The organism is Pseudomonas sp. RGB (assembly GCF_007713445.1).
In the GTDB taxonomy this organism is placed as follows: domain Bacteria; phylum Pseudomonadota; class Gammaproteobacteria; order Pseudomonadales; family Pseudomonadaceae; genus Aquipseudomonas.
Map to the genome: position 1 here is coordinate 34,604 of NZ_VMSH01000017.1, position 21,586 is coordinate 56,189.

The following is a 21,586-nucleotide window of genomic DNA, read 5'->3' on the forward strand; positions in this document are numbered from 1 at the left end:
AAGGCCGGTACCCAAATCCAAAAACACCCAGGAGCTCGTCATGCTGAAAAAACTCTTCCTCGCTGCTGCCGTCCTGATTGCCTGTGCGGCTTCCACGGCGTTCGCCGCCCCGGCCAAGGTGGCCGACAGCGCCAAGGGCAAAGTGCTGGTGGACAGCCAGGGGATGACCCTTTACACCTTCGCCAAAGACAGCGCCGGCAAATCGGCGTGCAACGGCCAGTGCCTGGCCAACTGGCCCGCGTTCACTGCCCAGGCCGCGGCGAAAGACGCCGACGGCTACAGCGTGATCGCCCGCGACGACGGCAGCAAACAATGGGCCTACAAAGGCCAGGCGCTGTACACCTGGGTCAAGGACAGCAAGCCGGGCGACATCACCGGTGACGGCGTTGGCGGTAACTGGAACCTGGCCAAGCCGTAAGGTTTGAGGCCAATACAGCGTACCGGTGGCAAGGGAAAGCGCTTTCGCCACCGGTTGGCCGTTTCACGCCAAGTGCTCATTCACATATAGCTGCACCTTGCGCGCCAGCTGATCGAGATGCCGGTCGCGTTGCTTCTCGGCATCCACCATCGCGCGCTTGCCGTGTTTTTGCAGCAGGTAGGTATGAATCTGCCGCACCTCCAGCGAGCGATAGATCGCCGCCACGTCCAGCACGCCCATCAGGCCGTCAGTGCCGTAATCGCGCGTGTTCATCAGCACCTGCGTGTCGCGCGCACCGCGTACCTGAAAGCCCATGGCCGTGAACGCCGGGACCTTTTCTACGGCACACGCCAACTCGGCGTGGGGATAACGCGCCAGCACGTCCTGCATCATTGCGCGCGCCACACCCTGGCGGCGCCTACCCGCCTGCACCGCCATGAACGCGATACCGCAGGCTTGCGGGTCGTCTTTCACCGGCAGATAGAGGCAAAAGCCGACCAGCGTGTCCTCATCCATCGCCACCACTAGCTCAACGGCGATGCCCTTCGAGCCATCCAGCGCTTGCAGGTACAGGTGCGCCTCAAAGCCGGTGGTGTACTGGTAAATGTTGTAGAGCAGGTTGCTGGGCGGCAGCGCGACGCTGCTGATGTCGGTGAGGTTATCCACCACCATCTGCAGGATCTGGCTGTTGATCGACTCGGGGCACGGCGCGGTGTAGCGGGTAAGGCTGAACATGCAAATTCCTGAGGTTTCGCGTCAAGGCAGCGGCGATTGTACCTGCTGCGACCGGTTCATTGCCCGCACACCTCGCGCAAACAACCGCGGGTGCAGAGCATGGCCACGGTAAACGACGCAAGCGTCAGCGGCAGCGCAACGCTGTACAGCCCATCGCGCTGGTGGGCGGTGTAGCGTTCGGGCACGCTGGCGATCAGTCGGCACCTTGGGCCTGGGCGCAGTATTTGCCTGGGCCAGCCCCGATGTCACCCATGCAACCGCGCAAACCGTGGCTAATGGCCTGCACGTGACCTTTGCCGTGGCACTGGTCTTGATCATCCTTGCAAGCCGCTTTGCCTGGCGCCGCCACAGCGCCGTGAACGGCCCGCAGAACACCCGTTGAGGCAAAAAAACAAAAAAGGCGTTGCGCCAGACCGGGTTACATCGCGCATCATGGGCACTTTCAAGCTCAAGGGTAACGTCCATGCGCGTTCTGTCATTGATGATGGGTCTTACGACGCTGGCCGCCAGTCTGGCGTTCTGCGCCAGCGCGATGGCGAATGAAGAAAGTCAGTTGGTGCAACAGATCAACCAGTACCGCAGCCAGGTGCAGCGCTGCGGTGACCAGGGTTCACAGGAACTGCCACCGCTGGCCAGCGACACGCGGCTGGTGCTGCCGGCCACCAATGTCGGCGATTTGCAGCAAGCGCTCGCGCGGGCTGCGTACCCGATGGTCAACGTGCAAGCCATCAGCCTGTCGGGGCCCAAGGATGCCCAGGCGGCCATGAAGGCGGTGCGGGAAAGTTTCTGCCGCGTGGTGCTGGACCCGCAATTTGTCGACATCGGCGTGAGCAACAGCGGCGAGGACTGGCGCATTGTGCTTGCCCGCCCGCTGCTTTCCAGCGGTTTGGGTGATTGGCAGACCGAAGGCCGGCAGCTGCTCAACCTGATCAACGCCGCCCGTGAACAGCCGCGCCAGTGCGGCACCCAGGCATTTGCCGCGACCACGCCATTGTCGTGGAACGACGACCTGGCCAGCGCCGCCAACAGCCACACACGCAATATGGCCAACGGCAACTTCTTCGACCACCTGGACCACGACGGCCGCACCCCCGGTGATCGCGCCGAACTGGCAGGCTATATCGCGAAAAATATCGGCGAGAACATCGCCGCCGGCCTCGACACGCCGCGCAAGGTGGTGGATGGCTGGCTCGCCAGCCCAGGGCATTGCGCCAACCTGATGAACCCGCAATTTCGCGAGTTGGGCGCCGCTTATGCGATGGACCCAAAGAGTGATGCGGGCATTTACTGGACCGGTTTGTTCGGCACGCAATAGCGGTTGGGCAAGCGCCCAACCCGGCCGAAGCAAGCCTGCTCGAACGCGTACGAAATCAAAGTGCCATCTTGCCGATAATTGCGCTGAACTGCTGACGATCAACTGTGTCTGTAGCTGGGCGCCTTGAATGTTCAGGCGCGCTGAAGACTCTGGCAAACAAGGTGTTCTCCCAATGATGAATTGGCTGCAAGGCAGCAGCGACATGGCCGAACGCGTGCGTCAGCATGATTGGGCGAGTACGCCATTGGGTCCGCTGGAACACTGGCCCGACGTACTCAAAACAACGGTCGCGCTGTGCTTTGCCTCAAGCTTCCCCCAGTCCATCAGCTGGGGGCCACACTTGATCACGCTCTACAACGATGCGTTTGTCCCCATTCTTGGCGATAAACCCTACTCGTTAGGCCGTCCTTTCAGTGAAACCTGGCGCGAAGTCTGGGATGAAGTAAGCCCCATCGCCCACGCGGCCTTTGAAGGGCACGCGACCTATGTCGAGAATTACCCGCTGGTGATTGAACGTGGCAACGGCCCGGAGCAATCGTATTTCACGTTTTGCTACAGCCCTGTGCGCGACCCGCTGGGCGCGGTCGTGGGCATGCTCAATACCGTCACCGAAACCACCGCAACCGTATTCCTCAGCCGTCGCCTGGCGGTATTGGATGCGATTGGCAGCGCGGTGGCCAACGCCACTGACGCCGAAGCCATCATGACCCTCACCACGCGCCTGCTCGCCGAGCACATGCAGGTGTCCATCTGCGCCTATGCCGACATGGAAGCCGACGAAGACAGCTTCACCATCCGCGACAACTGGGCCGCACCGGGCTCGCCGAGTATTGTCGGGCGTTACAGCCTGGCGGATTTCGGCGAGCAGGCCGTAAGGTGCCTGCGTGCAGGCGAGCCGTTTGTGGTGAATGACAACCGTGTGGAGTTCAGCCACGAGGAAGCCGCCGCCTACCAGTCGCTGGGCGTGACGGCGACGGTGTGTTTTCCGTTGATCAAGGATGGGCGCCTGACAGCACTGATGGCCGTGCACCATAAATTCGCGCGCCTGTGGTCACCGTACGACCTGGCGCTGGTGGGTGAAGTCACCGAGCGTTCCTGGGCACACATAGAACGTGTGCGCGCCGACGCCGCCGTACGCGACGGCCTGGCCGCGATCACCGAACTGAATGCCACCCTGGAACAACGCGTAGAAGAACGCACCGCCGCATTGACCCAGGCTGAAGCGGCGTTGCACCAATCGCAAAAGCTCGAGGCGATCGGCCAGTTGACCGGCGGCGTGGCCCATGACTTCAACAACCTGCTGACGATCATTCGCTCCTCGGTGGATTTTCTGCGCCAGCCAGGGCTGTCTGAAGAGCGACGTACACGCTACATGAGCGCGGTTTCAGACACCGTCGAGCGCGCCAGCAAGCTCACCAGCCAGTTGCTCGCCTTCGCCCGCCGCCAGCCGTTGAACCCGGAAGTCTTCGATGTCTGCGAGCGGGTCAAGAACATCGGCGAAATGCTTGAAAGCGTGACCGGCGCGCGTATCACTGTGCATATCGAACTGCCCCGCCTGCCATGCTATGTGCGCGTTGACCCGAGCCAGTTTGAAACCGCGCTGATCAATATCGCGCTCAATGCCCGCGATGCCATGGACGGCCGCGGCACCCTGACACTGCGCGTCGCCACGGTGGCAGCGTTGCCACTGATCCGTGGCGATGTGCAAGTACAGCAGCCGTTTGTGGCGATTGCGCTGGCCGACACCGGCAGCGGCATTGCCGAGGACACTGTCGAGCGCATTTTCGAACCGTTCTTTACCACCAAGGCGGTGGGCAAAGGCACGGGCCTTGGCTTGTCGCAGGTGTTCGGGTTCGCCAAGCAATCGAGCGGTAACGTCGACGTGTCCAGCACCCTGGGGCAAGGCAGCGTGTTTACCCTGTACTTGCCCGAAGCAGAAGCCGAGACGGTGCAGGCCAGCTTGCCCCAGGAGGACGGCTCGCTGGTCCACGACACCGCGCAGCGGCATATTCTGATCGTCGAAGACAACCTCGAAGTGGGCCGCTTTGCCAACCAGATCCTGCAGGACCTCGGTTACCAGACCACCTGGGCCACCGACGCCGAACAGGCACTCGCATTGGCCGGTGCCGATGTGATGGGCTTCGACGCGATTTTTTCCGATGTGGTAATGCCGGGCATGACCGGCGTGGCGATGACCAGACTGCTGCGCCAGCGTCGGCCGGACCTGCCGGTGGTGCTGACCTCCGGCTACAGCGAAGAATTGGCCGACAGTGGGTATGAAGGGGTCGAGTTCCTGGCCAAGCCCTACTCCGCCGACCAGGTGGCGCGCGTGCTGGCCAAGTCGATGCAGCGCGCCTGACGCCTACTCCGCGATCGCCACCTGGTTACGGCCCATAGCCTTGGCGCGATACAGCGCCTGGTCGGCGGTGTTCATCAGGCTGTGCAGGTCCTGATCGAGGCTGCGGGTCGTCGCCACACCGAGGCTGGCGGTCAAGCCCTGCACCGGTTCGGCAGCGAGGCCGGAGATGGCCTTGATCAGTTGCTCGGCGATATCCCGTGCGGTTTCCAGCGAGGTATTGGGCAACAACACCGCAAACTCCTCGCCGCCGAGCCGCCCGTACACGTCGGCCTGGCGAAACGATGCGCTGATCACCCCGCCAATCTGGCGCAAGACCTGGTCGCCGGCCTGGTGACCGTAGGTGTCATTGATGGCTTTGAAGTGATCCATGTCCATCATCAGCGCGCACAACGGCTGCTGGTTATGGCGACATTGCGCGTACAGCACTTGGGCATGTTCGAAGAATGCGCGGCGGTTCATCAATCCAGTGAGTTCGTCGGTCTGGGCGGCGCGCGTTGAAATCGTGTGCGCACGTTCCATCTGCCGGGTCAGGCGAAAGGCTTTTTCCAGGGCATCCGCCAATTTACGCGTGGCGCTTGCCGCGAAGGTCGAGAACACCAGCACCACCACGCCCACGCCCACTTGCATCGACGAGGGCTGGAACAGCAGCCACAGCGTGCAGGGGAACAGCACCAGGGCCATGGAGCCCAGCGTCATGTAACGGTAAGCGGAATAACACGAGACGGCGCTGACCGACATGCCCACGGTGAACAACATGACCAGCACCTGGGAGACGCGGTCGTCGGTGGGCATCACCGCCAGGGCGCCAATGCCCCAAACACCCGCGGATAGCATCAACGTCACCCAGTAACGGCGCTCCCAGCGGTCGGGGGTACGTTCGCTGTTCGGGCAGCGAAACCATTGCATGAACATCTGCACCCGCAGCAGCGAGGTCACTGCCAGCACCGATAACCAGACCAGCATGACGGTGTGGTCAAAGCGGTCCCAGCACAACCAGCAGAGCATGACGGCGGCCAGGTAACTGCCGAAAATGGCAGCGAAGGATTGACGAAACAGCAGATGCAAACGGTCGGTTCGCACCAGTTCTTCTATCAAACCATCCTGGTCCTGCCCATGCTCTAGGCCGTTCATTCAATACGCCTGCTTCGACTGCCGCGACTAGGGCGCCATTGTGGCACCCTGCCAGTACTGCGGACAACAGAATCCGGCACCTTGGCGCCCTTAAAGCGTTTCCGGCCGCAGAATCAGCACACCCAATGGCGGCACATTCAACGACAGTGACACCGGCTGCCCATGACGTGGTTCCTCCTGCGTGAACACTTCCCCACCGTTGCCGTAGTTGGAACCGGCGTACATGTCGGCATCGCTGTTGATCACCTCGCTCCAGCGCCCTGCAAATGGCACGCCAACGGCGTAGGCTTCACGCGGCACCGGGGTGAAGTTAGCGACGACCAGCACCGGCTTGCCGTCCTTGCTCCAGCGCAGCCAGGCATAGACGCTGTTGATCGCATCGTCGCCGATCAGCCACTGGAAGCCTTGGGGCGCATCATCCTGCTCATGCAGCGCCGGTTCCTCACGGTACAGGCGGTTGAGGTCGCCAACCAGTTTCTGCACGCCCTGGTGTTCAGGGTATTGCAGCAGGTACCAATCCAGTTGCTGGTCATGGTTCCACTCGCGCCACTGCCCAAACTCGCAGCCCATGAACAGCAGCTTCTTGCCGGGGTGCATCCACATGAAACTCAGGTATGCGCGCAGGTTGGCAAACTTCTGCCAGCGGTCACCGGGCATCTTGTCGATCAGCGAATGCTTGCCGTGCACCACTTCATCGTGGGAGATCGGCAGGATAAAGCGCTCGGACCAGGCATACACCAGGCCAAAACTCAGCTCGTTGTGATGATGGGCGCGGTACACCGGATCCTGCTGGATGTAATGCAGCGAATCGTGCATCCAGCCCATGTTCCACTTGTAGTTGAAGCCCAACCCGCCCTGCTGGGTGCTTTGGCTCACACCCGGCCACGCGGTGGATTCTTCGGCGATCACCAGTGCGCCTGGTGCTTCCAGCGCCACCACGTCGTTCAAATGACGCAGGAAGTCGATGGCTTCCAGGTTCTCGCGGCCCCCATGGCGGTTAGGCACCCACTCGCCGGCTTTGCGCGAATAATCGCGATACAGCATCGACGCCACGGCATCCACGCGCAGGCCGTCGATATGGAAGTGCTTGAGCCAGTGCAGCGCCGAGGCCAGCATAAACCCGTGCACTTCAGTGCGGCCCAGGTTGTAGATCAGCGTGTCCCAATCCTGATGGAAGCCTTCCAGCGGGTTGGCGTACTCGTACAGCGCGGTGCCGTCGAACTGGGCCAAACCGTGGGTGTCGGTGGGGAAATGCGCCGGTACCCAGTCGAGGATCACGCCGATGTTGGCCTGATGGAGGGCGTTGACGAAGAAGCCGAAATCTTCCGGCGAGCCGAAGCGCGCGCTCGGAGCAAACTGCGACAACGCCTGATAACCCCAGGAACCGCCGAACGGGTGCTCCATGATCGGCATCAGCTCAACGTGGGTGAAGCCCAACTGCTGCACATACGGCACCAAGCGCTCGGCCAGCTCGCGCCAACCGTACTGGCGGGAGACTTCACCGGCCTCGTCGAGCTCGCATTGCCAGGAGCCGACATGCAGCTCATAAATCGACAGCGGCGCCGAGGGTTTCTGCTTGTCGGCGCGCGACTGCATCCACTCATGGTCCTGCCAGTCCACCTGCAGCGGCGCAGCGACTTTTGAGGCGGTGTCGGGCGGCAGCTGGGTCGCCAACGCCATCGGGTCGGCCTTGAGCGGCAGAATGCCGTGGGCACCGAGAATCTCGTACTTGTAGGCCGCACCCGGTTGCAGGCGTGGAATGAAGATTTCCCAGACGCCCGAGGGGTGACGCAACCGCATCGGATGGCGACGGCCATCCCAGATATTGAAATCACCCACCACCGACACGCGCCGGGCGTTCGGCGCCCACACGGCAAAGCGCACACCCTGCACGCCATCGACACTGGTCACTTGCGCGCCGAGGCAACTGCTCAGGTCACGGTGATTGCCTTCTGCAAACAGGTACAAGTCCATTTCACCGAGCAGCAACTGGCTGAAACTGTAAGGGTCTTCTGTGATCTGCTCGCCGCCGGCCCACTGGATTTTCAGCAGGTAGCTCTGGCGTGTCTTGAAGTGGCCGACAAACAAACCTGGCACCGGGCTGGCGTCCAGGTTGCCGAGCGTCTCACCGCTGTCTCGCGCCAGCACCTGAACACTCAGGGCTTCGGGCAGAAACGCGCGGATGAACTGGCCGCCTTGCTCGTCATCATGTGGCCCGAGAATCGAGAACGGGTCATGGTGTTCGGCGCGTACCAGTGCTTCGACGTCCTTGGACGCCGGCATTGCAGTCAGTTTCGGTTGCAGCGGTTCTTTATTTGTAAAGCTCATGACGTCTCCCCACCGCGTGCATTTTTCGATATAGGTGTTAGCCCGCTGAGCAGACCGTGCAAACCTTGCAACGGCACCGGCAACCAGGTCGGGCGATTTTCCGCTTCGTAGGCCACTTCATACGCGGCCTTTTCCAAGCTGAACAACGTCAGCGCAGCGCTCTGGCCTTTGGCATCCTGCCAGTCATGCGCCAGTGTAGACGTCGCCTGATGATAAGCCTGGGTAAATGCCTGACGTGCTTCACTCAAGTACCGGTCGGTCACGCGCTTGCGGGCAATGTCCGCTTCGGGCGAGTGATCCACACCTTGCACATTCAAGGCCATGGCGGCGGCGTAATCGAACGAGCGCAGCACGCCACTGACATCTTTATAGGGGCTGTGCTTGCCGCGCCGCTCATGCAGCGGACGCGCCGGTTCGCCTTCAAAGTCGATCAAGTAAGCATCGCCCTTGACCACCAGTACCTGGCCCAGGTGCAAGTCACCATGAACCCGGATCCGCAACCCGCCGGCCGTGGCTTTCGCCAGGGCCTGAACGTGCGTGCCGATGGCTTTTTTCTGCGTCAGCAATTCACTGACCAACGCCTGATCGGCAGGGTTCAATTGACTTTGATGAAGCTTGAGCAAGTGCAGCGCGCGGTCGATCTGCGCGCCCACGTCCTTGGCCCAGGCCTGGATGTCCTTGACGCTCGTGACTTCAGGCTTGAAGTCCTTGTTGGTGGTTTTCGCCGCCAAGACCGCGTGCATTTCACCCAGGCGCTGGCCGAGCAAACCGGCAAAGTCTTGCAGTTCGCCGAGGGCGTTGTAGTGCTGTTCCTGTTCGGACATGGCTTCGGCCAATTCATCGCGAATCGCCCGCTCCAGGCTGTTTTGCGTCCAGGCCCATGCATCGCCCTGGTTGCTGAGGTAGCCCTGGGCAATCATCAGCAGGTTGTCTTGCCCTTCACCGTCACGGCGCACCATCGAGCCCAGCAGCGGCGAGATGTTGGGGTAACCGGCTTCGGTCAGGTAAGCGCTCATTTCCAGCTCCGGGTGCACGCCGGCGCTGACTTTGCGGATGAGCTTGAGCACCAGGCTTTCGCCCACCACCACCGAACTGTTGGACTGTTCGGCGGCCAGGTAGCGCACCTGCGGCTCGTCGCCCAGTTGCAGCTTGGCCAGATGCGGCGTGGCCTCAAAGCGCAAATCACCTTCGCCGGTGTTCAGCACGGTGCCGGCTTGCAGGCCATGGATCACCGCACGAATAAAGTGCTCAAGGCTGAAGGCATCGGTCACCAAACCGACCTGACGCGCACGGCGTACACGGGCGAGCGCCAATTGCTGGGGCAGCGCACTGGTGAGCTGGTCTTCGCCGAGAAAGCCGAACGGGAGTTGATAGCGGCTGACCTGGCCAGCGCTGCTCACCTCGATCTCGCTGAGCAGCACCGGGTGCTGCGGGTCGCCAAAGCGCACGCCGTAGGCAATGTGCACGCTGTCGATGGCAGTGTCCTTGCCGGCAAACCAGCGCCGCTTGGGCAGCCAGGCGGGCAGCGAGGTTTGTTCCAGGGTGCTGCGGCACGGTTCTTCGAGCAGTTCTTCCATGCGTTTTTTCAATACCAGTGTGGTGAAGTCCGGGATGCTCTGCGCCGGTTCCACATGCCAGCTCGGCATCTGGTTTTCCGCCGCCAGCACAAACCAGTAGAAGCCGTAAGGCGCCAGGGTCAGCAGGAAATTGAGCTGGCCAATCGGCGGGAAGGCATTCCCGCCGAGCATCTCCACCGGCACCATGCCGGCGAACGCCGACAGGTCCAGTTCGGCGGCCTGGGCACTGCGTGACACGTTGGCCACGCACAGGATGATTTCCGTGCGGCCGTCTTCGCCGGTGAATTCACGGGTGTAGGCCAGGATACGGCGGTTGCTCGGCGAGAGCATTTTCAAGCTGCCACGGCCAAAGGCCTTGGACTGCTTGCGCACCGCGAGCATGCGCCGGGTCCAGTTCAGCAACGAGTGCGGGTCCTGAGCCTGGGTTTCGACGTTGACCGACTGGTAGCCGTAAAGCGGGTCCATGATCGGCGGCAGCACCAGGCTCGCCGGGTCGGCGCGGGAAAAGCCGCCGTTACGGTCGATGGACCACTGCATCGGCGTACGCACGCCGTCGCGGTCGCCCAGATAAATGTTATCGCCCATGCCGATCTCATCGCCGTAATACAGGGTCGGCGTGCCCGGCATCGACAGCAGCAGGCTATTGAGCAGTTCGACACGGCGGCGATCACGCTCCATCAGCGGCGCCAGGCGTCGACGAATACCCAGGTTGATCCGCGCGCGACGGTCGGCGGCGTAGTAGTTCCACAGGTAGTCGCGTTCTTTGTCGGTGACCATTTCCAGGGTCAGTTCATCGTGGTTGCGCAGGAAAATCGCCCATTGGCAGTTGGCGGGAATCTCCGGGGTCTGGCGCAAAATATCGGTGATCGGGAAGCGATCTTCCTGGGCCAGCGCCATGTACATGCGCGGCATCAGCGGGAAGTGGAACGCCATGTGGCATTCATCGCCGTCGTCACCCTTTTTGTCACCGAAGTACAGCTGCGTGTCCTCCGGCCATTGGTTGGCTTCGGCGAGCAGCATGCGGTCGGGGTAATGCGCGTCGATCTCGGCACGGATCTGCTTGAGGACGTCGTGGGTTTCCGGGAGGTTTTCGTTATTGGTACCGTCGCGTTCGATCAGGTACGGAATGGCGTCCAGGCGCAGGCCATCGATGCCCATGTCCAGCCAATAACGCATCACCGACAGCACCGCCTTCATCACCTGCGGGTTGTCGAAGTTAAGGTCTGGCTGGTGAGAATAGAACCGGTGCCAGAAGTACTGGCCAGCGACCGGGTCCCAGGTCCAGTTGGATTTTTCGGTGTCGAGAAAGATGATCCGGGTGCCGTCGTATTTCTGGTCGTCATCGGACCACACATAGAAGTCGCGCGCGGCCGAACCCGGCTTGGCCTTGCGCGCACGCTGGAACCAGGGATGCTGGTCGGAGGTGTGGTTGATCACCAGTTCGGTGATGACCCGCAGGCCGCGTTGGTGGGCTTCGGCAATAAACCGCTTGGCGTCGGCCATGGTCCCGTAGTCGCTGTGCACGCCACGGTACTCGGCGATGTCATAGCCGTCATCACGGCGTGGCGAGGGGTAGAACGGCAACAGCCAGATGGTGTTTACGCCCAGGTCGGCGATGTAATCGAGCTTGGCGATCAGCCCGGGAAAGTCACCGATGCCGTCGTTGTTGGAGTCGAAATAGGATTTGACGTGAACCTGATAAATCACCGCATCCTTGTACCAGAGCGGGTCTTTGATAAAGGTGGCAGCCTTGGGTTTCTTCGCCATTGGTAACTCCTGAAAATGCTGAAAAACCAACTGGTGGAGCGCGCTCCCTGCAGGCGCCGTGTACCGGCGCCCGCAGGTGACTGGCTGGTTTCAGGAGGTGGTGATTCTCCAAATTCCAAACGGCATGTGCGGCTCCAGCCGCATCCACTGAGTCTTGCCGTACCAGGTCCAGCGATGCCCGTTCATCAAGTCTTCGCCTTGGGTCTGGGCATCATCCGGCAAGCCCAGTTCCCACAGTGGCAACTCGAAATGCGCTTCCTGGGCATTGAACGGGTCAAGGTTCACCGCGACGAGAATGAAATTGCTGCCGTCTTCACTGCGTTTGCCGAAGTACAGGATGTTGTCGTTCCAGGCGTTGTAGAGCTTCAACCCCAAGTGCGTCTGCAACGCGGGGTTCTGCCGGCGGATACGATTGAGCTGCGCGATCTCGGCAATGATGTTGCCGGGCGCGGTGAAATCACGCGGACGGATCTCGTACTTCTCCGAATCCAGATACTCCTCCTTGCCCGGCACCGGCGCGGCTTCGCACAACTCAAACCCTGAATACATGCCCCACAGGCCCGAGCCCATGGTGGCCAGTGCGGCGCGGATCAAGAAGCCCGGTCGCCCGGATTCGTGCAGGAAGCCGGGGTTGATGTCCGGCGTGTTGACGAAGAAATTCGGTCGGTAGCACTCGCGCCAGGGCGATTCGTTCAACTGTGCAAAGTACTCGCTCAACTCGGCCTTGGTATTGCGCCAGGTAAAGTAGGTGTAACTCTGCGAATAACCGACCTTGCCCAGGCGCGCCATCATTGCAGGCGTGGTGAATGCTTCGGCGAGGAAGATCACGTCCGGGTGCTTGCCGCGCACGTCGCTGATCAGCCATTGCCAGAAGGGCAGCGGTTTGGTGTGAGGGTTGTCGACCCGAAAGGTCTTCACGCCCTCTTCCACCCAGCCCAGCACGACGTCGCGCAGCTCAGTCCACAGGCTCGGGATCGCATCGGCGGCATAGAAGTCGACGTTGACGATGTCCTGGTATTTCTTCGGCGGGTTCTCGGCGTATTTGATCGTGCCGTCCGGGCGCCAGTTGAACCAGCCCGGGTGCTGCTTGAGCCACGGGTGGTCCTGGGAGCACTGAATGGCAAAATCCAGAGCGATTTCCAGGCCGTGGTCCGCGGCGGCCTTGACCAACCGGCGGAAGTCATCGCGGCTGCCCAGTTGCGGGTGGATGGCTTCATGGCCGCCCTCCTCGCTGCCAATCGCGTACGGGCTGCCGGGATCATCGGGGCCGGCGGTCAGGGAGTTGTTCTTGCCTTTGCGATGGCTGCGCCCGATCGGATGGATCGGCGGGAAGTACAGCACGTCAAAGCCCATGTCATGGATCATCGACAAGCGCGAGTGCACGTCGTTAAACGTGCCGTGGCGCGCAGGATCGTCGGTGATCGAGCGCGGAAACAACTCGTACCAGCTGGCAAACTGCGCCGCCGTCCGCTCCACATCAACCGGGTAAACCGGGCTGACGCTCAAGTAGGCACGATGGTCGGCCTGGGTCATCAGGTGTGCACTGTCTTCGTGCAGAAACTGCGCGACCTGCTCGGTTTCCAGCAAGCCCGACAGTTCGTGGTGCAGCAGCATCAGGCGATCGCGCAGCTCGTTGTCACTGCGCTCGGCGGCCTGCAACACCAGGCTGCGACCTTCCTGCAGTTCAAGGCTGACCGGTACGCCGGCCTCGTGTTTCTTGCGCAGCTCATAACAGAAGCTGGCAAAGGTATCGATCCAGGCTTCAATGCAATATTCGTGGGGGCCTTGCTGCGTCACGGTGAACGCGCCTTCCCAGCCATTGTTACCGACGTCGGCCATCACCACGCTGTGCCAGCTTTCGTCCTGCAACGGGCGCCAGCGGATCAGTACGGCAAGCTTGTCATGGCCATCAGCAAAGACCTTGCTGGTGACATTGATGCGCTGGCCGACCACGGCTTTCACGGCAAATTCGCCGCCGTCGATGACAGGCGCGGTACTTTCGATGGCGATCCTGGGCAATAACAACGCCTGGGATAGCGGCAAAATGGAATCGTCTGGAGCCAGTGTTTCAGCAGTCATCGAGCATCTTCCCCTTACGCCCTGTGGACGCTCTTTGCTTGATCCGAATTCTGATAGGGCAACGCTCTCCCTGAGCAAGGCCGTAATAGGTCCGAGCCTGGCGTCAGGTGAAAAGTTCAGGTGGATATGTCGCCATTGGGCGGGGAATCAATTCCCCCAGGCGGATGTCCACCGGTAGAGCAAAGCACAAAGGAGGCCACACCGATGAATATCCCGATTCCGGCTGAAACACCTGATCCGAACATCGACGACCCAACGTTACCGCCCGCTGAGCCGAAGCCGATTCCCGAACAGGAACCCCCTGAAAACGACCCACCGCCGGTGCAGGAACCGCCAACGAGCGAGCCACCGGTCATTCTGTGACGCAGATGTTGCAGATTCAGCATCCGCTCGCCGGGTCAGCCTGGTACTGCCGGCGCAGCACTGGCCGCTGAACCGTGACTCGCGAGCGGGCGTTGACGCAGAAAATTCCCACTCACTTAAAAGGCAAAGCCCTAACCCCAACTGACGTGGTCGTTCTCATACTGATTTTGCGCTGATTCCATATCCAAGCCCCTGACCCCAGCGCTCGTCCGATTTGTTTTTGAGGATCTATCATGTCGACCATCCATCAGCCGTCGCGCGCCCGCGCCGAAGTCACCCCAGGCCATCTTCACGCCCGCCCCATTTCACCCTCACCCGTAAGCGTGTCTGCTCAAGCGCTGGACGCGTTGCTCCGGTCGGCACCAAGCACCACCCGCGAGCCGATGCGTGCAGATGGAGCCCCACCCCCAGCCGCCGACCAGGCTGCCCTGGAAAAACAGCTCAAGCAGCTCTGCGACCAGTTGGACCGCAAAACCGTTGAGCGCCTGATGCGCGACCCAGAGTCCAGAGAGTCAGCAGCCAACTTCAACACCATCGACCGGCTGTTGACCCCAGACAACCTCAAGTGCCTGTTGAGCGGCCCCAACGCAACGTCCTGCTTCAAGATCCTTGCCAGGATCGAAACCCAACTCAACAAAGATTCGATCGACGCGGTCTTGAGCCCCATCGAAACCGAGCAGGTCGGCGCCTATCGCAATTACGTGGAGGCGGCGCTGTTCGCGTTGAAAGCCAGTTTGATGAAAGCCTCGCCGGGCAGTCGCTTTGATATGGTTCGCGCGTTCGCCCGCCAGGAGCACGCGCCCCTGACCAGCATTCAGGACTCCATGCGCAGCCTGGAGGCCAAGGGTAAACACCTCTGCGACATTGCCACTCAGGTCCGGAAGGTGACCGAGCCGTTGCAATATGCGCATCTTGAGGATTGGCAGCGACGGGATCACTACGAGTCCGACTGTAAAAACCACCCCAAAACCTACAGTTTCACTCACACGCTGGAGTCCACGCTCGACCACCCGTGTGAAATCAGAAACTTCGTCACCGACCGAGACAAGCTGGATGTCACCGGCATTCGCCGGCAACTGAATAAACCGCTGCACTGGGTCAACCAGTTATCCGGCGCCAGTGGTGAGATGCAGCTGAAATACTCGCGTGCACACAATGCCAGCGTGCTGGTGATTTCCGGCAACCAAGGGGAGCCTGCGCTGGTTGCGAAGATATTTGGCCAGGTCAAAGAAGACGATCTACTCACCTGATCGGCGGTCATCATCATTATCGAACGCCCTGACGATCCGGGGCATCACGCTGAATACCGCCAAGGCCAGCAAGGTACTGAGCACCGCTGTCGATTCGCGGCCCATGCCGGCGGCAACCCCGATTGCCGCCGTCATCCACAGGCCGGCAGCGGTGGTCAGGCCTTTGACGTGCTGGCCCTGCTCATCTTCATTGCCTTTGAGAATGGTGCCGGCGCCGAGAAATCCGATGCCGGCAATCACGCCTTGCAGCACCCGGCTCATCGCATCCGCCTGGCTGCCGGACGTCTGCGGCACCAATACAAACAGCGCGGCGCCCAACGCCACCAGCATGTGGGTGCGTACACCCGCCGCCTTGCCCTTCTGTTCCCGTTCGAACCCGAGAATGCCGCCCAGGAGCGCGGCGATCAGCAAGCGCACAGTGATCTGGGTGAGTTGTTTCGCATCGCCGATGTCGGCAAATTCGGCTTGCAGGGTTTGCCACACTTCGCTCCACCAGGCATCCATGGAAAGCGGTCCTTTGTGATTATGGGTTAAGCATGGACAACGGCGACCGCCAGTCAGTTGCCTGGAACGCCGGGCAACCGGGTGACCCCTAATGATCACCCGCCAATGGAAAAGGAGATCACCATGCCTGTACGTATCGATAACCAGACGTGCTACTTCAAGGTCGATGAAAACGGCCAGGAGCGCAGCCTGCCTGCATCCGAGGTAATGGTCAGCACCGACAGCCTCAAGGCCATGTCTTTTGTGACGCTGGATAACGACAGGGTCTACATCACCGAGGCCGAAGCCGATGCCCTGACCGTCGCCGGTGCCGTGGATGGACGCAAACACTTAAAGGCGACCGACAGTGATTCGGTGATTTGATTGATCTGTATCAATGTGCGCTGATTAGCGCTGCACTCCTGGCACCACGGAGTGCAGCAACTGGCGGAAGTCTTGCTGAAGCCCCCCATCTGATCCGCTTTTTATCGCCCTAGCTGAGTCTGTTATGCACACAGAGCGGCGTCCATAGTTCATCCGCCTGATGGAGGCTGATGAGCGAACGACCATGAGCGAAAAAATCCCAACCGTGGAAACCTTTGAGCCCATACACCCAAAGAAGGTGAAGGCCAAATCCAGCGACACCCTGATCCATACCCGCAGCTTCACCGGCCTGTTTCGTACTTTGCGCGTAGCCGGCGCCGCGGTGCTGTTCCTGGCTTTTTTCGGCACCGTATGGCTGAACTGGGGTGGGCGCCAAGCCGTGCTGTGGGACCTGGCCGAGAGCAAATTCCACATCTTCGGCGCAACCTTCTGGCCCCAGGACTTCATCCTGTTGTCGGCGCTGCTGATCATCTGCGCCTTCGGCCTGTTTGCCATCACCGTGTTCGCAGGCCGGGTGTGGTGCGGCTACACCTGCCCGCAAAGCTCGTTTACCTGGCTGTTCATGTGGTGTGAAAAGGTCACCGAAGGCGAACGCAACCAGCGTATCAAGCTGCACGCGGCGCCGTGGAGCCTGAACAAGCTGGCGCGGCGCTCGGCCAAACATACGCTGTGGCTGGGCATCAGCGTGTTGACCGGGCTGACGTTTGTCGGCTACTTCACGCCCATCCGGCCCCTGGCCTTGGAGCTGCTGACCTGGCAAATGGGCGGCGTCAGCCTGTTCTGGGTGCTGTTTTTCACCGCGGCCACGTACATCAATGCCGGCTGGCTGCGTGAGGCGGTGTGCATGCACATGTGCCCCTATGCGCGCTTCCAGAGCGTGATGTTCGACAAGGACACGCTGACCATTTCTTACGATGCGGCGCGTGGAGAACACCGCGGCCCGCGCAAACGAGACGTGACGCCCGCCGACGTCGGCCTGGGTGACTGCATCGACTGCCAACTGTGCGTGCAGGTGTGCCCCACCGGCATTGATATTCGCGACGGCTTGCAGATGGAGTGCATCGGCTGCGCGGCCTGCATCGACGCCTGCGATTCGATCATGGACAAAATGGGCTATGCCCGCGGGCTGGTGAGCTATACCTCCGAGCACCAACTGCAGGGCGGCAAAACCCACCTGCTCCGGCCGCGACTGATCGGCTACAGTGCCGTGCTGCTGGTGATGATCGCCGCACTGGTGGTGGCCCTGGTAGGACGGCCGATGGTATCGCTCGACGTCACCAAGGATCGCGGTATGTTCCGCGAAAACAGCCAGGGCTTGATCGAAAACATTTACAGCCTCAAGGTCATCAACAAAACCCAGCAGCGCCAGCACTATCGCCTGGCGTTGGTGGACGCCGAGGGTTTCGTGCTGCAAGGCAAGACCGAGCTCAGCCTGGCGCCGGGGGAAATCAGCGATGTGCCGGTGTCGGTGGCGTTGTTGGCCGACAAGCCGGCGAGCAGTTCACAGACCCTGCGGTTCAAGGTGACGGACGTGGATGAGCCCTGGATCTACAGTGCGGCCGACAGCCGCTTTGTAGCGCCGATGAACCGCTGAGGCCTAACCGACACAGGCCCGCAGCCACTGTTTGCCCTGTGTTCATAATGAGAAAACTGTTTTTAAGGCCTTCATGAAACGCTACGAAAAATTCGCCGATGACATCGCAGAACTGATCCGCTCCGGCGTGCTCGGGCCCGGCCAGCGCGTGCCGTCGGTGCGCTATGCGAGCCAGACCTACGGCGTCAGCCCGTCCACGGTGTTCCAGGCGTATTACCTGCTCGAACGCCGTGGGCTGATTCGCGCGCGGCCGCGTTCCGGTTACTTCGTCAACACCCACGCACCGAGCCCGTTTTCCGAGCCGGTGGTGAGTGAGCATGTGCACGAATCCACCGAAGTCGATGTGAGTGAACTGGTTTTTTCGGTACTGGACTCCATCAAAGACCCCAACACCGTGCCCTTCGGCTCGGCCTTTCCCAGCCCGATGCTGTTCCCTTTGCCACGCCTGGCACGTTCCCTGGCCAGTGCCAGCCGCGAAATGGACCCACGCCTGGTCGTGACCGACATGTCACCGGGCAACCCGCAGCTGCGCAGGCAAATTGCCCTGCGTTACATGGTCGGTGGCCTGATGCTGCCGATGGAGGAGCTGCTGATCACCAACGGCGCGCTCGAGGCCCTGAACCTGTGCCTGCAGGCCGTGACCGAGCCGGGCGACCTGGTCGCCATCGAAGCGCCGGCGTTTTATGCCTGCCTGCAAGTGCTGGAACGTCTGAAGCTCAAGGCCGTGGAAATTCCGGTACACCCACGCGACGGCATTGACCTCAACGCCTTGGCGCAAAGCCTCGAGCGCTACCCGATCAAGGCCTGCTGGACCATGACCAGCTTCCAGAACCCGATGGGCGCAACCCTGCCGGAAGCCAAAAAGCAGGCGTTGGTGGAACTGCTGCGCAGTCACCAGGTGCCACTGATTGAAGACGACGTGTACGCCGAGTTGTATTACGGGCAGCACGCGCCCAAACCGGCCAAAGCCTTCGACACCGAAGGCCTGGTGATGCATTGCGGTTCCTTCGCCAAAAGCCTGGCCCCGGGTTATCGCGTTGGCTGGGTGGCCGCCGGGCGCTATGCGCAGAAGGTCGAGCGCTTGAAGCTGATGACCTCATTGTGCCCTTCAATGCCGGCGCAGGCGGCGATTGCCGACTACCTGCAGCACGGTGGCTATGACCGCCATTTGCGCAAGTTGCGCTATGCCCTGGAAGAACAGCAAAGCGCGATGCTGGCGGCCATCGCCCGCTATTTCCCGGCCCAGACACGGGTCAGCCAGCCGGCTGGCGGGTATTTTTTGTGGCTCGAACTGCCGGAGCAAACCGATTCGCTGAAGCTGTTCCAGATGGCCCTGGCCCAAGGCATCAGCATTGCGCCGGGACCGATTTTCTCGGCGACCCAGCGCTTCAGAAATTGCATTCGCTTGAATTACGGCAGCCCGTGGACCGAGGCGTCGGAGAAAGCGATGGAAACGCTGGGGCGGATCGTGCGCTCGTTTTGAACAGGCTCGCCGGAGCCTGACCACCGGGCAACGCTCATCCTGTTAGCGAAGACGTTTGGGCCTTGTTACACTCGCCGCCCCTCAACGCTCATGGATGACGCCGATGCTTCGCCCACTGTTATCCGCCCTTTGCTTGCTGGCGCTTGCCAGCCAGGCCCAGGGCCAAACCACTGCCGCCACCCCCGATCAGCTGTTCAGCGATTTCTCCCGCTGTGACGCACGCTTTTTCGAAACCCTCAACACCGCCTCCCTGCCCGCCGGCACCCTGCGCGTGGCCAAACAGGGCAACGTCAGCGCTCCAGTGGTCATGAACCCACTGCAGGAAGGCGGTCGCTACCAGGCCTTTGAGCAACCGCTGGTGGTCAACGGCGTGCGCCTTGTGGGGTATCACAATGAAGCCATGTCGCTGCCCAATGTCGGCAATTTGCTGTTCTGGGGATTCGTCGCCGAAGGTTCGGTGAGCGATGTGGCCGAGCGCCTCAAGCCCTTGATCGCCGACCACGCACGCCTGGTAGCAGAACGCGGCAACGTCAGCCGCGCCGATATTCGCCGGGTGGGCGACCCGATCGGCCAATGGCGCACCGAAGGCTTGGCGGGGCCGGGCGTGGCCACGCCCTTCGGCTTTGTAGAACGTACGCTGAGCCTGGAAAAAGGGCCGACCGAGGGCCGTACGAAGATCTTCTGCTCCTTGCAAGGCACCGTCACGCCTGCCCTGCTGCAAGTCTATCGCCCCGACCTCAACGCCAATCTGCTGGACTGACCAAGCATGCCTAACGCCTCTATTCGTGGTTTCGCCCTGCTGGCCGTTGCCGCAGTCGTCACCGGTTGCGCGCACCAGCCAACCCCCGCCGAACTCAACCTGCAACATTGCGTCAACACCAGCAAGGCCATGAGAGCCGAGCAAAATCAGCAGGTGATTCAAGAGTCAGACCTGTGCCTGACGAAGAACACCCTGCCGCCCAAAATCAAGAGCACCGTGTACCTGCTGCAGTCAGTGGCCTACACAAACCTCAAGCAGTATCCGCAAGCCATCAGCGCGCGCGAAAAATCCATCGCCACCAACCCGCACCCCGAACCGCGCGCGACCCTGGAACTGAGCTACCTGTACCGCCTCAATGGCAACCCGCAAAAAGCCCTCGAACTGGTGCAGTCCAATCTGGATGCCGGCCTGGGCGAGAATGGCAAAGGCGCCGGGTTCAACATGCCGACGTTCTATCATTTGGGCCTGGCGCTCTACGATCTCGGCCAGTACCGCGAAGCCGCCGAAGCCTACAGCGCCGGACTGATCAAACAGCCTGACTACGCGTGGGCCTACTACCAGCGAGCGCTGGCCTATGACCGGCTGGGCGATAAGGAAAACGCTCGACGCGACTTGACCCAGTTCGCCAAACGCGTCGACCCAAGCACGGTGGAGGCGCAACACAAGGCGCAGTTGGCGGCGTATCAGATCAAGCTGCCCTGAGCGTCGCAGTGAGGCGCCCCCGTGGGTGCCTCACTCAACAGCCGGTCAACAGCGGTGATCAGCGACCGCCGCCCAGGTCCAGGAAGGTCCCGGTGGTGTACGAGGCCTTGTCCGACAGCAACCAGATAATCGCCTCGGCCACTTCGTCCGGGCGCCCGCCACGGGCCATTGGAATGCCGGACTCCAGTTTGCTGACCCGGTCCGGGTCGCCACTCAGGGCGTGGAAGTCGGTAAAGATATAGCCAGGCCGCACGGCGTTGACGCGAATCCCTTCACCGGCAACTTCTTTCGACAGCCCCAGCGTGAAGGTGTCCAGTGCTCCCTTGGAGGCGGCATAGTCGACGTATTCACCCGGCGAACCCAGGCGCGCCGCCACTGACGACACGTTGACGATACTGCCACCCTGCCCGCCATGCCTTGGCGACATGCGCAGCACCGCATGCTTGGCGCACAGGATCGGCCCGAGCACGTTGGTCTTCATGATCTTGAGGATGCGGAATTCGGACATCTCGTCGACCCGCGACTTATGCCCCACGGTGCCGGCGTTGTTCACCAGCGCGGTGACGCGGCCCAGCTCGGCATCCACGCGACTGAACAGCGCAACCACTTCATCTTCGATGCTGACATCCGCACGCACTGCAATCGCCTGGGCGCCGAGGGCGCGAACCTGTTCGAGCACGCTGTGGGCGGCGTTTTCGTCGGACTGATAGTTGATGCAGATGCGGTAGCCCTCGCGAGCGGCCAGTAATGCCGTCTCGGCGCCGATGCCACGGCTGCCCCCAGTGATGATGACGACTTTGTCCATGCGTGCGGTCTCCTGACTCAACCTGATGGTTAGGGTTGGGGCCAAGAATACTC

At 61.4% G+C, this 21,586-nt stretch carries 19 protein-coding genes; 11 read left to right on the forward strand and 8 right to left on the reverse strand.

Going from position 1 to position 21,586, the window contains the following annotated elements:
- The first annotated feature begins 40 nt into the window (after positions 1 to 40).
- Entirely contained in the window at positions 41 to 418 is a 378-nt protein-coding gene (locus FPT15_RS25670) for a hypothetical protein (protein ID WP_145165637.1), read from the forward strand.
- 63 nt (positions 419 to 481) lie between these two features.
- Here the strand turns inward: FPT15_RS25670 and FPT15_RS25675 are convergent, their stop codons facing one another.
- Both FPT15_RS25675 and FPT15_RS25680 read right to left on the reverse strand, forming a co-directional pair.
- Complete coding sequence (locus FPT15_RS25675; protein ID WP_145165638.1) at positions 482 to 1,153, reverse strand: GNAT family N-acetyltransferase; 672 nt, start codon at positions 1,151 to 1,153, stop codon at positions 482 to 484.
- Positions 1,154 to 1,209: 56 nt separating this feature from the next.
- Positions 1,210 to 1,338 carry a hypothetical protein gene (locus FPT15_RS25680; protein WP_256676515.1) on the reverse strand — a complete coding sequence of 43 codons (129 nt, stop codon included), beginning with the start codon at positions 1,336 to 1,338 and terminating at the stop codon, positions 1,210 to 1,212.
- A gap of 20 nt (positions 1,339 to 1,358) precedes the next feature.
- On the opposite strand from FPT15_RS25680, the gene FPT15_RS25685 reads away from it, so the two are divergent.
- From FPT15_RS25685 to FPT15_RS25695, 3 genes are all read left to right on the forward strand, one after another.
- Complete coding sequence (locus tag FPT15_RS25685; protein WP_178119748.1) at positions 1,359 to 1,535, forward strand: hypothetical protein; 177 nt, start codon at positions 1,359 to 1,361, stop codon at positions 1,533 to 1,535.
- Between the two features lie 81 nt (positions 1,536 to 1,616).
- Positions 1,617 to 2,468, forward strand: coding sequence for a CAP domain-containing protein (locus FPT15_RS25690; RefSeq protein WP_145165639.1), 852 nt, complete (start codon positions 1,617 to 1,619; stop codon positions 2,466 to 2,468).
- A gap of 172 nt (positions 2,469 to 2,640) precedes the next feature.
- The gene (locus FPT15_RS25695; RefSeq protein WP_145165640.1) at positions 2,641 to 4,827 is read left to right on the forward strand and encodes a response regulator; all 2,187 of its coding nucleotides are present in this window, start codon (positions 2,641 to 2,643) and stop codon (positions 4,825 to 4,827) included.
- A 3-nt stretch (positions 4,828 to 4,830) separates the two neighbouring features.
- On the opposite strand, the gene FPT15_RS25700 is transcribed toward FPT15_RS25695, so the two are convergent.
- From FPT15_RS25700 to FPT15_RS25715, 4 genes are all read right to left on the reverse strand, one after another.
- On the reverse strand, positions 4,831 to 5,958 hold the full coding sequence (locus FPT15_RS25700) for a diguanylate cyclase (protein WP_145165641.1): 1,128 nt from the start codon (positions 5,956 to 5,958) through the stop codon (positions 4,831 to 4,833).
- 90 nt (positions 5,959 to 6,048) lie between these two features.
- A complete protein-coding gene (gene glgB / locus FPT15_RS25705) occupies positions 6,049 to 8,286 on the reverse strand; it encodes a 1,4-alpha-glucan branching protein GlgB (protein WP_145165642.1) in 2,238 nt (745 codons plus the stop codon).
- Positions 8,283 to 11,630 (reverse strand): maltose alpha-D-glucosyltransferase, encoded by a 3,348-nt coding sequence (treS, locus tag FPT15_RS25710; protein ID WP_145165643.1) that lies wholly within the window; start codon positions 11,628 to 11,630, stop codon positions 8,283 to 8,285. Before treS ends, glgB begins: the two co-directional genes overlap by 4 nt.
- Before the next feature lie 90 nt (positions 11,631 to 11,720).
- Positions 11,721 to 13,709 carry an alpha-1,4-glucan--maltose-1-phosphate maltosyltransferase gene (locus tag FPT15_RS25715; protein WP_145165644.1) on the reverse strand — a complete coding sequence of 663 codons (1,989 nt, stop codon included), beginning with the start codon at positions 13,707 to 13,709 and terminating at the stop codon, positions 11,721 to 11,723.
- A 204-nt stretch (positions 13,710 to 13,913) separates the two neighbouring features.
- Here FPT15_RS25715 and FPT15_RS29865 point away from each other — a divergent pair, with 204 nt between their 5' ends.
- On the forward strand, positions 13,914 to 14,072 hold the full coding sequence (locus tag FPT15_RS29865; protein ID WP_178119749.1) for a hypothetical protein: 159 nt from the start codon (positions 13,914 to 13,916) through the stop codon (positions 14,070 to 14,072).
- A 233-nt stretch (positions 14,073 to 14,305) separates the two neighbouring features.
- On the forward strand, positions 14,306 to 15,322 hold the full coding sequence (locus FPT15_RS25720; RefSeq protein WP_145165645.1) for a M10 family metallopeptidase C-terminal domain-containing protein: 1,017 nt from the start codon (positions 14,306 to 14,308) through the stop codon (positions 15,320 to 15,322).
- Here the strand turns inward: FPT15_RS25720 and FPT15_RS25725 are convergent.
- Positions 15,311 to 15,826 (reverse strand): MgtC/SapB family protein, encoded by a 516-nt coding sequence (locus tag FPT15_RS25725; protein WP_145165646.1) that lies wholly within the window; start codon positions 15,824 to 15,826, stop codon positions 15,311 to 15,313. The two genes, FPT15_RS25720 and FPT15_RS25725, sit on opposite strands and share 12 nt — an antisense overlap.
- 123 nt (positions 15,827 to 15,949) lie before the next feature.
- Between FPT15_RS25725 and FPT15_RS25730 the strand changes: the two genes are divergently transcribed.
- The 5 genes from FPT15_RS25730 (at position 15,950) to FPT15_RS25750 (ending at position 20,728) form a co-directional block, all read left to right on the forward strand.
- Entirely contained in the window at positions 15,950 to 16,189 is a 240-nt protein-coding gene (locus tag FPT15_RS25730; RefSeq protein WP_145165647.1) for a DUF3203 family protein, read from the forward strand.
- Between the two features lie 184 nt (positions 16,190 to 16,373).
- Positions 16,374 to 17,783: a cytochrome c oxidase accessory protein CcoG gene (gene ccoG, locus FPT15_RS25735; RefSeq protein WP_145165648.1), complete on the forward strand. Its 1,410-nt coding sequence runs from the start codon at positions 16,374 to 16,376 to the stop codon at positions 17,781 to 17,783.
- A gap of 73 nt (positions 17,784 to 17,856) precedes the next feature.
- Positions 17,857 to 19,266, forward strand: coding sequence for a GntR family transcriptional regulator MpaR (gene mapR, locus FPT15_RS25740; protein WP_145165649.1), 1,410 nt, complete (start codon positions 17,857 to 17,859; stop codon positions 19,264 to 19,266).
- A gap of 103 nt (positions 19,267 to 19,369) precedes the next feature.
- A complete protein-coding gene (locus tag FPT15_RS25745; RefSeq protein ID WP_256676516.1) occupies positions 19,370 to 20,026 on the forward strand; it encodes a hypothetical protein in 657 nt (218 codons plus the stop codon).
- A 6-nt stretch (positions 20,027 to 20,032) separates the two neighbouring features.
- Complete coding sequence (locus FPT15_RS25750; RefSeq protein WP_145165651.1) at positions 20,033 to 20,728, forward strand: tetratricopeptide repeat protein; 696 nt, start codon at positions 20,033 to 20,035, stop codon at positions 20,726 to 20,728.
- A gap of 58 nt (positions 20,729 to 20,786) precedes the next feature.
- On the opposite strand, the gene FPT15_RS25755 is transcribed toward FPT15_RS25750, so the two are convergent.
- Positions 20,787 to 21,533 (reverse strand): SDR family oxidoreductase, encoded by a 747-nt coding sequence (locus tag FPT15_RS25755; protein ID WP_106577891.1) that lies wholly within the window; start codon positions 21,531 to 21,533, stop codon positions 20,787 to 20,789.
- Positions 21,534 to 21,586: the final 53 nt, after the last annotated feature.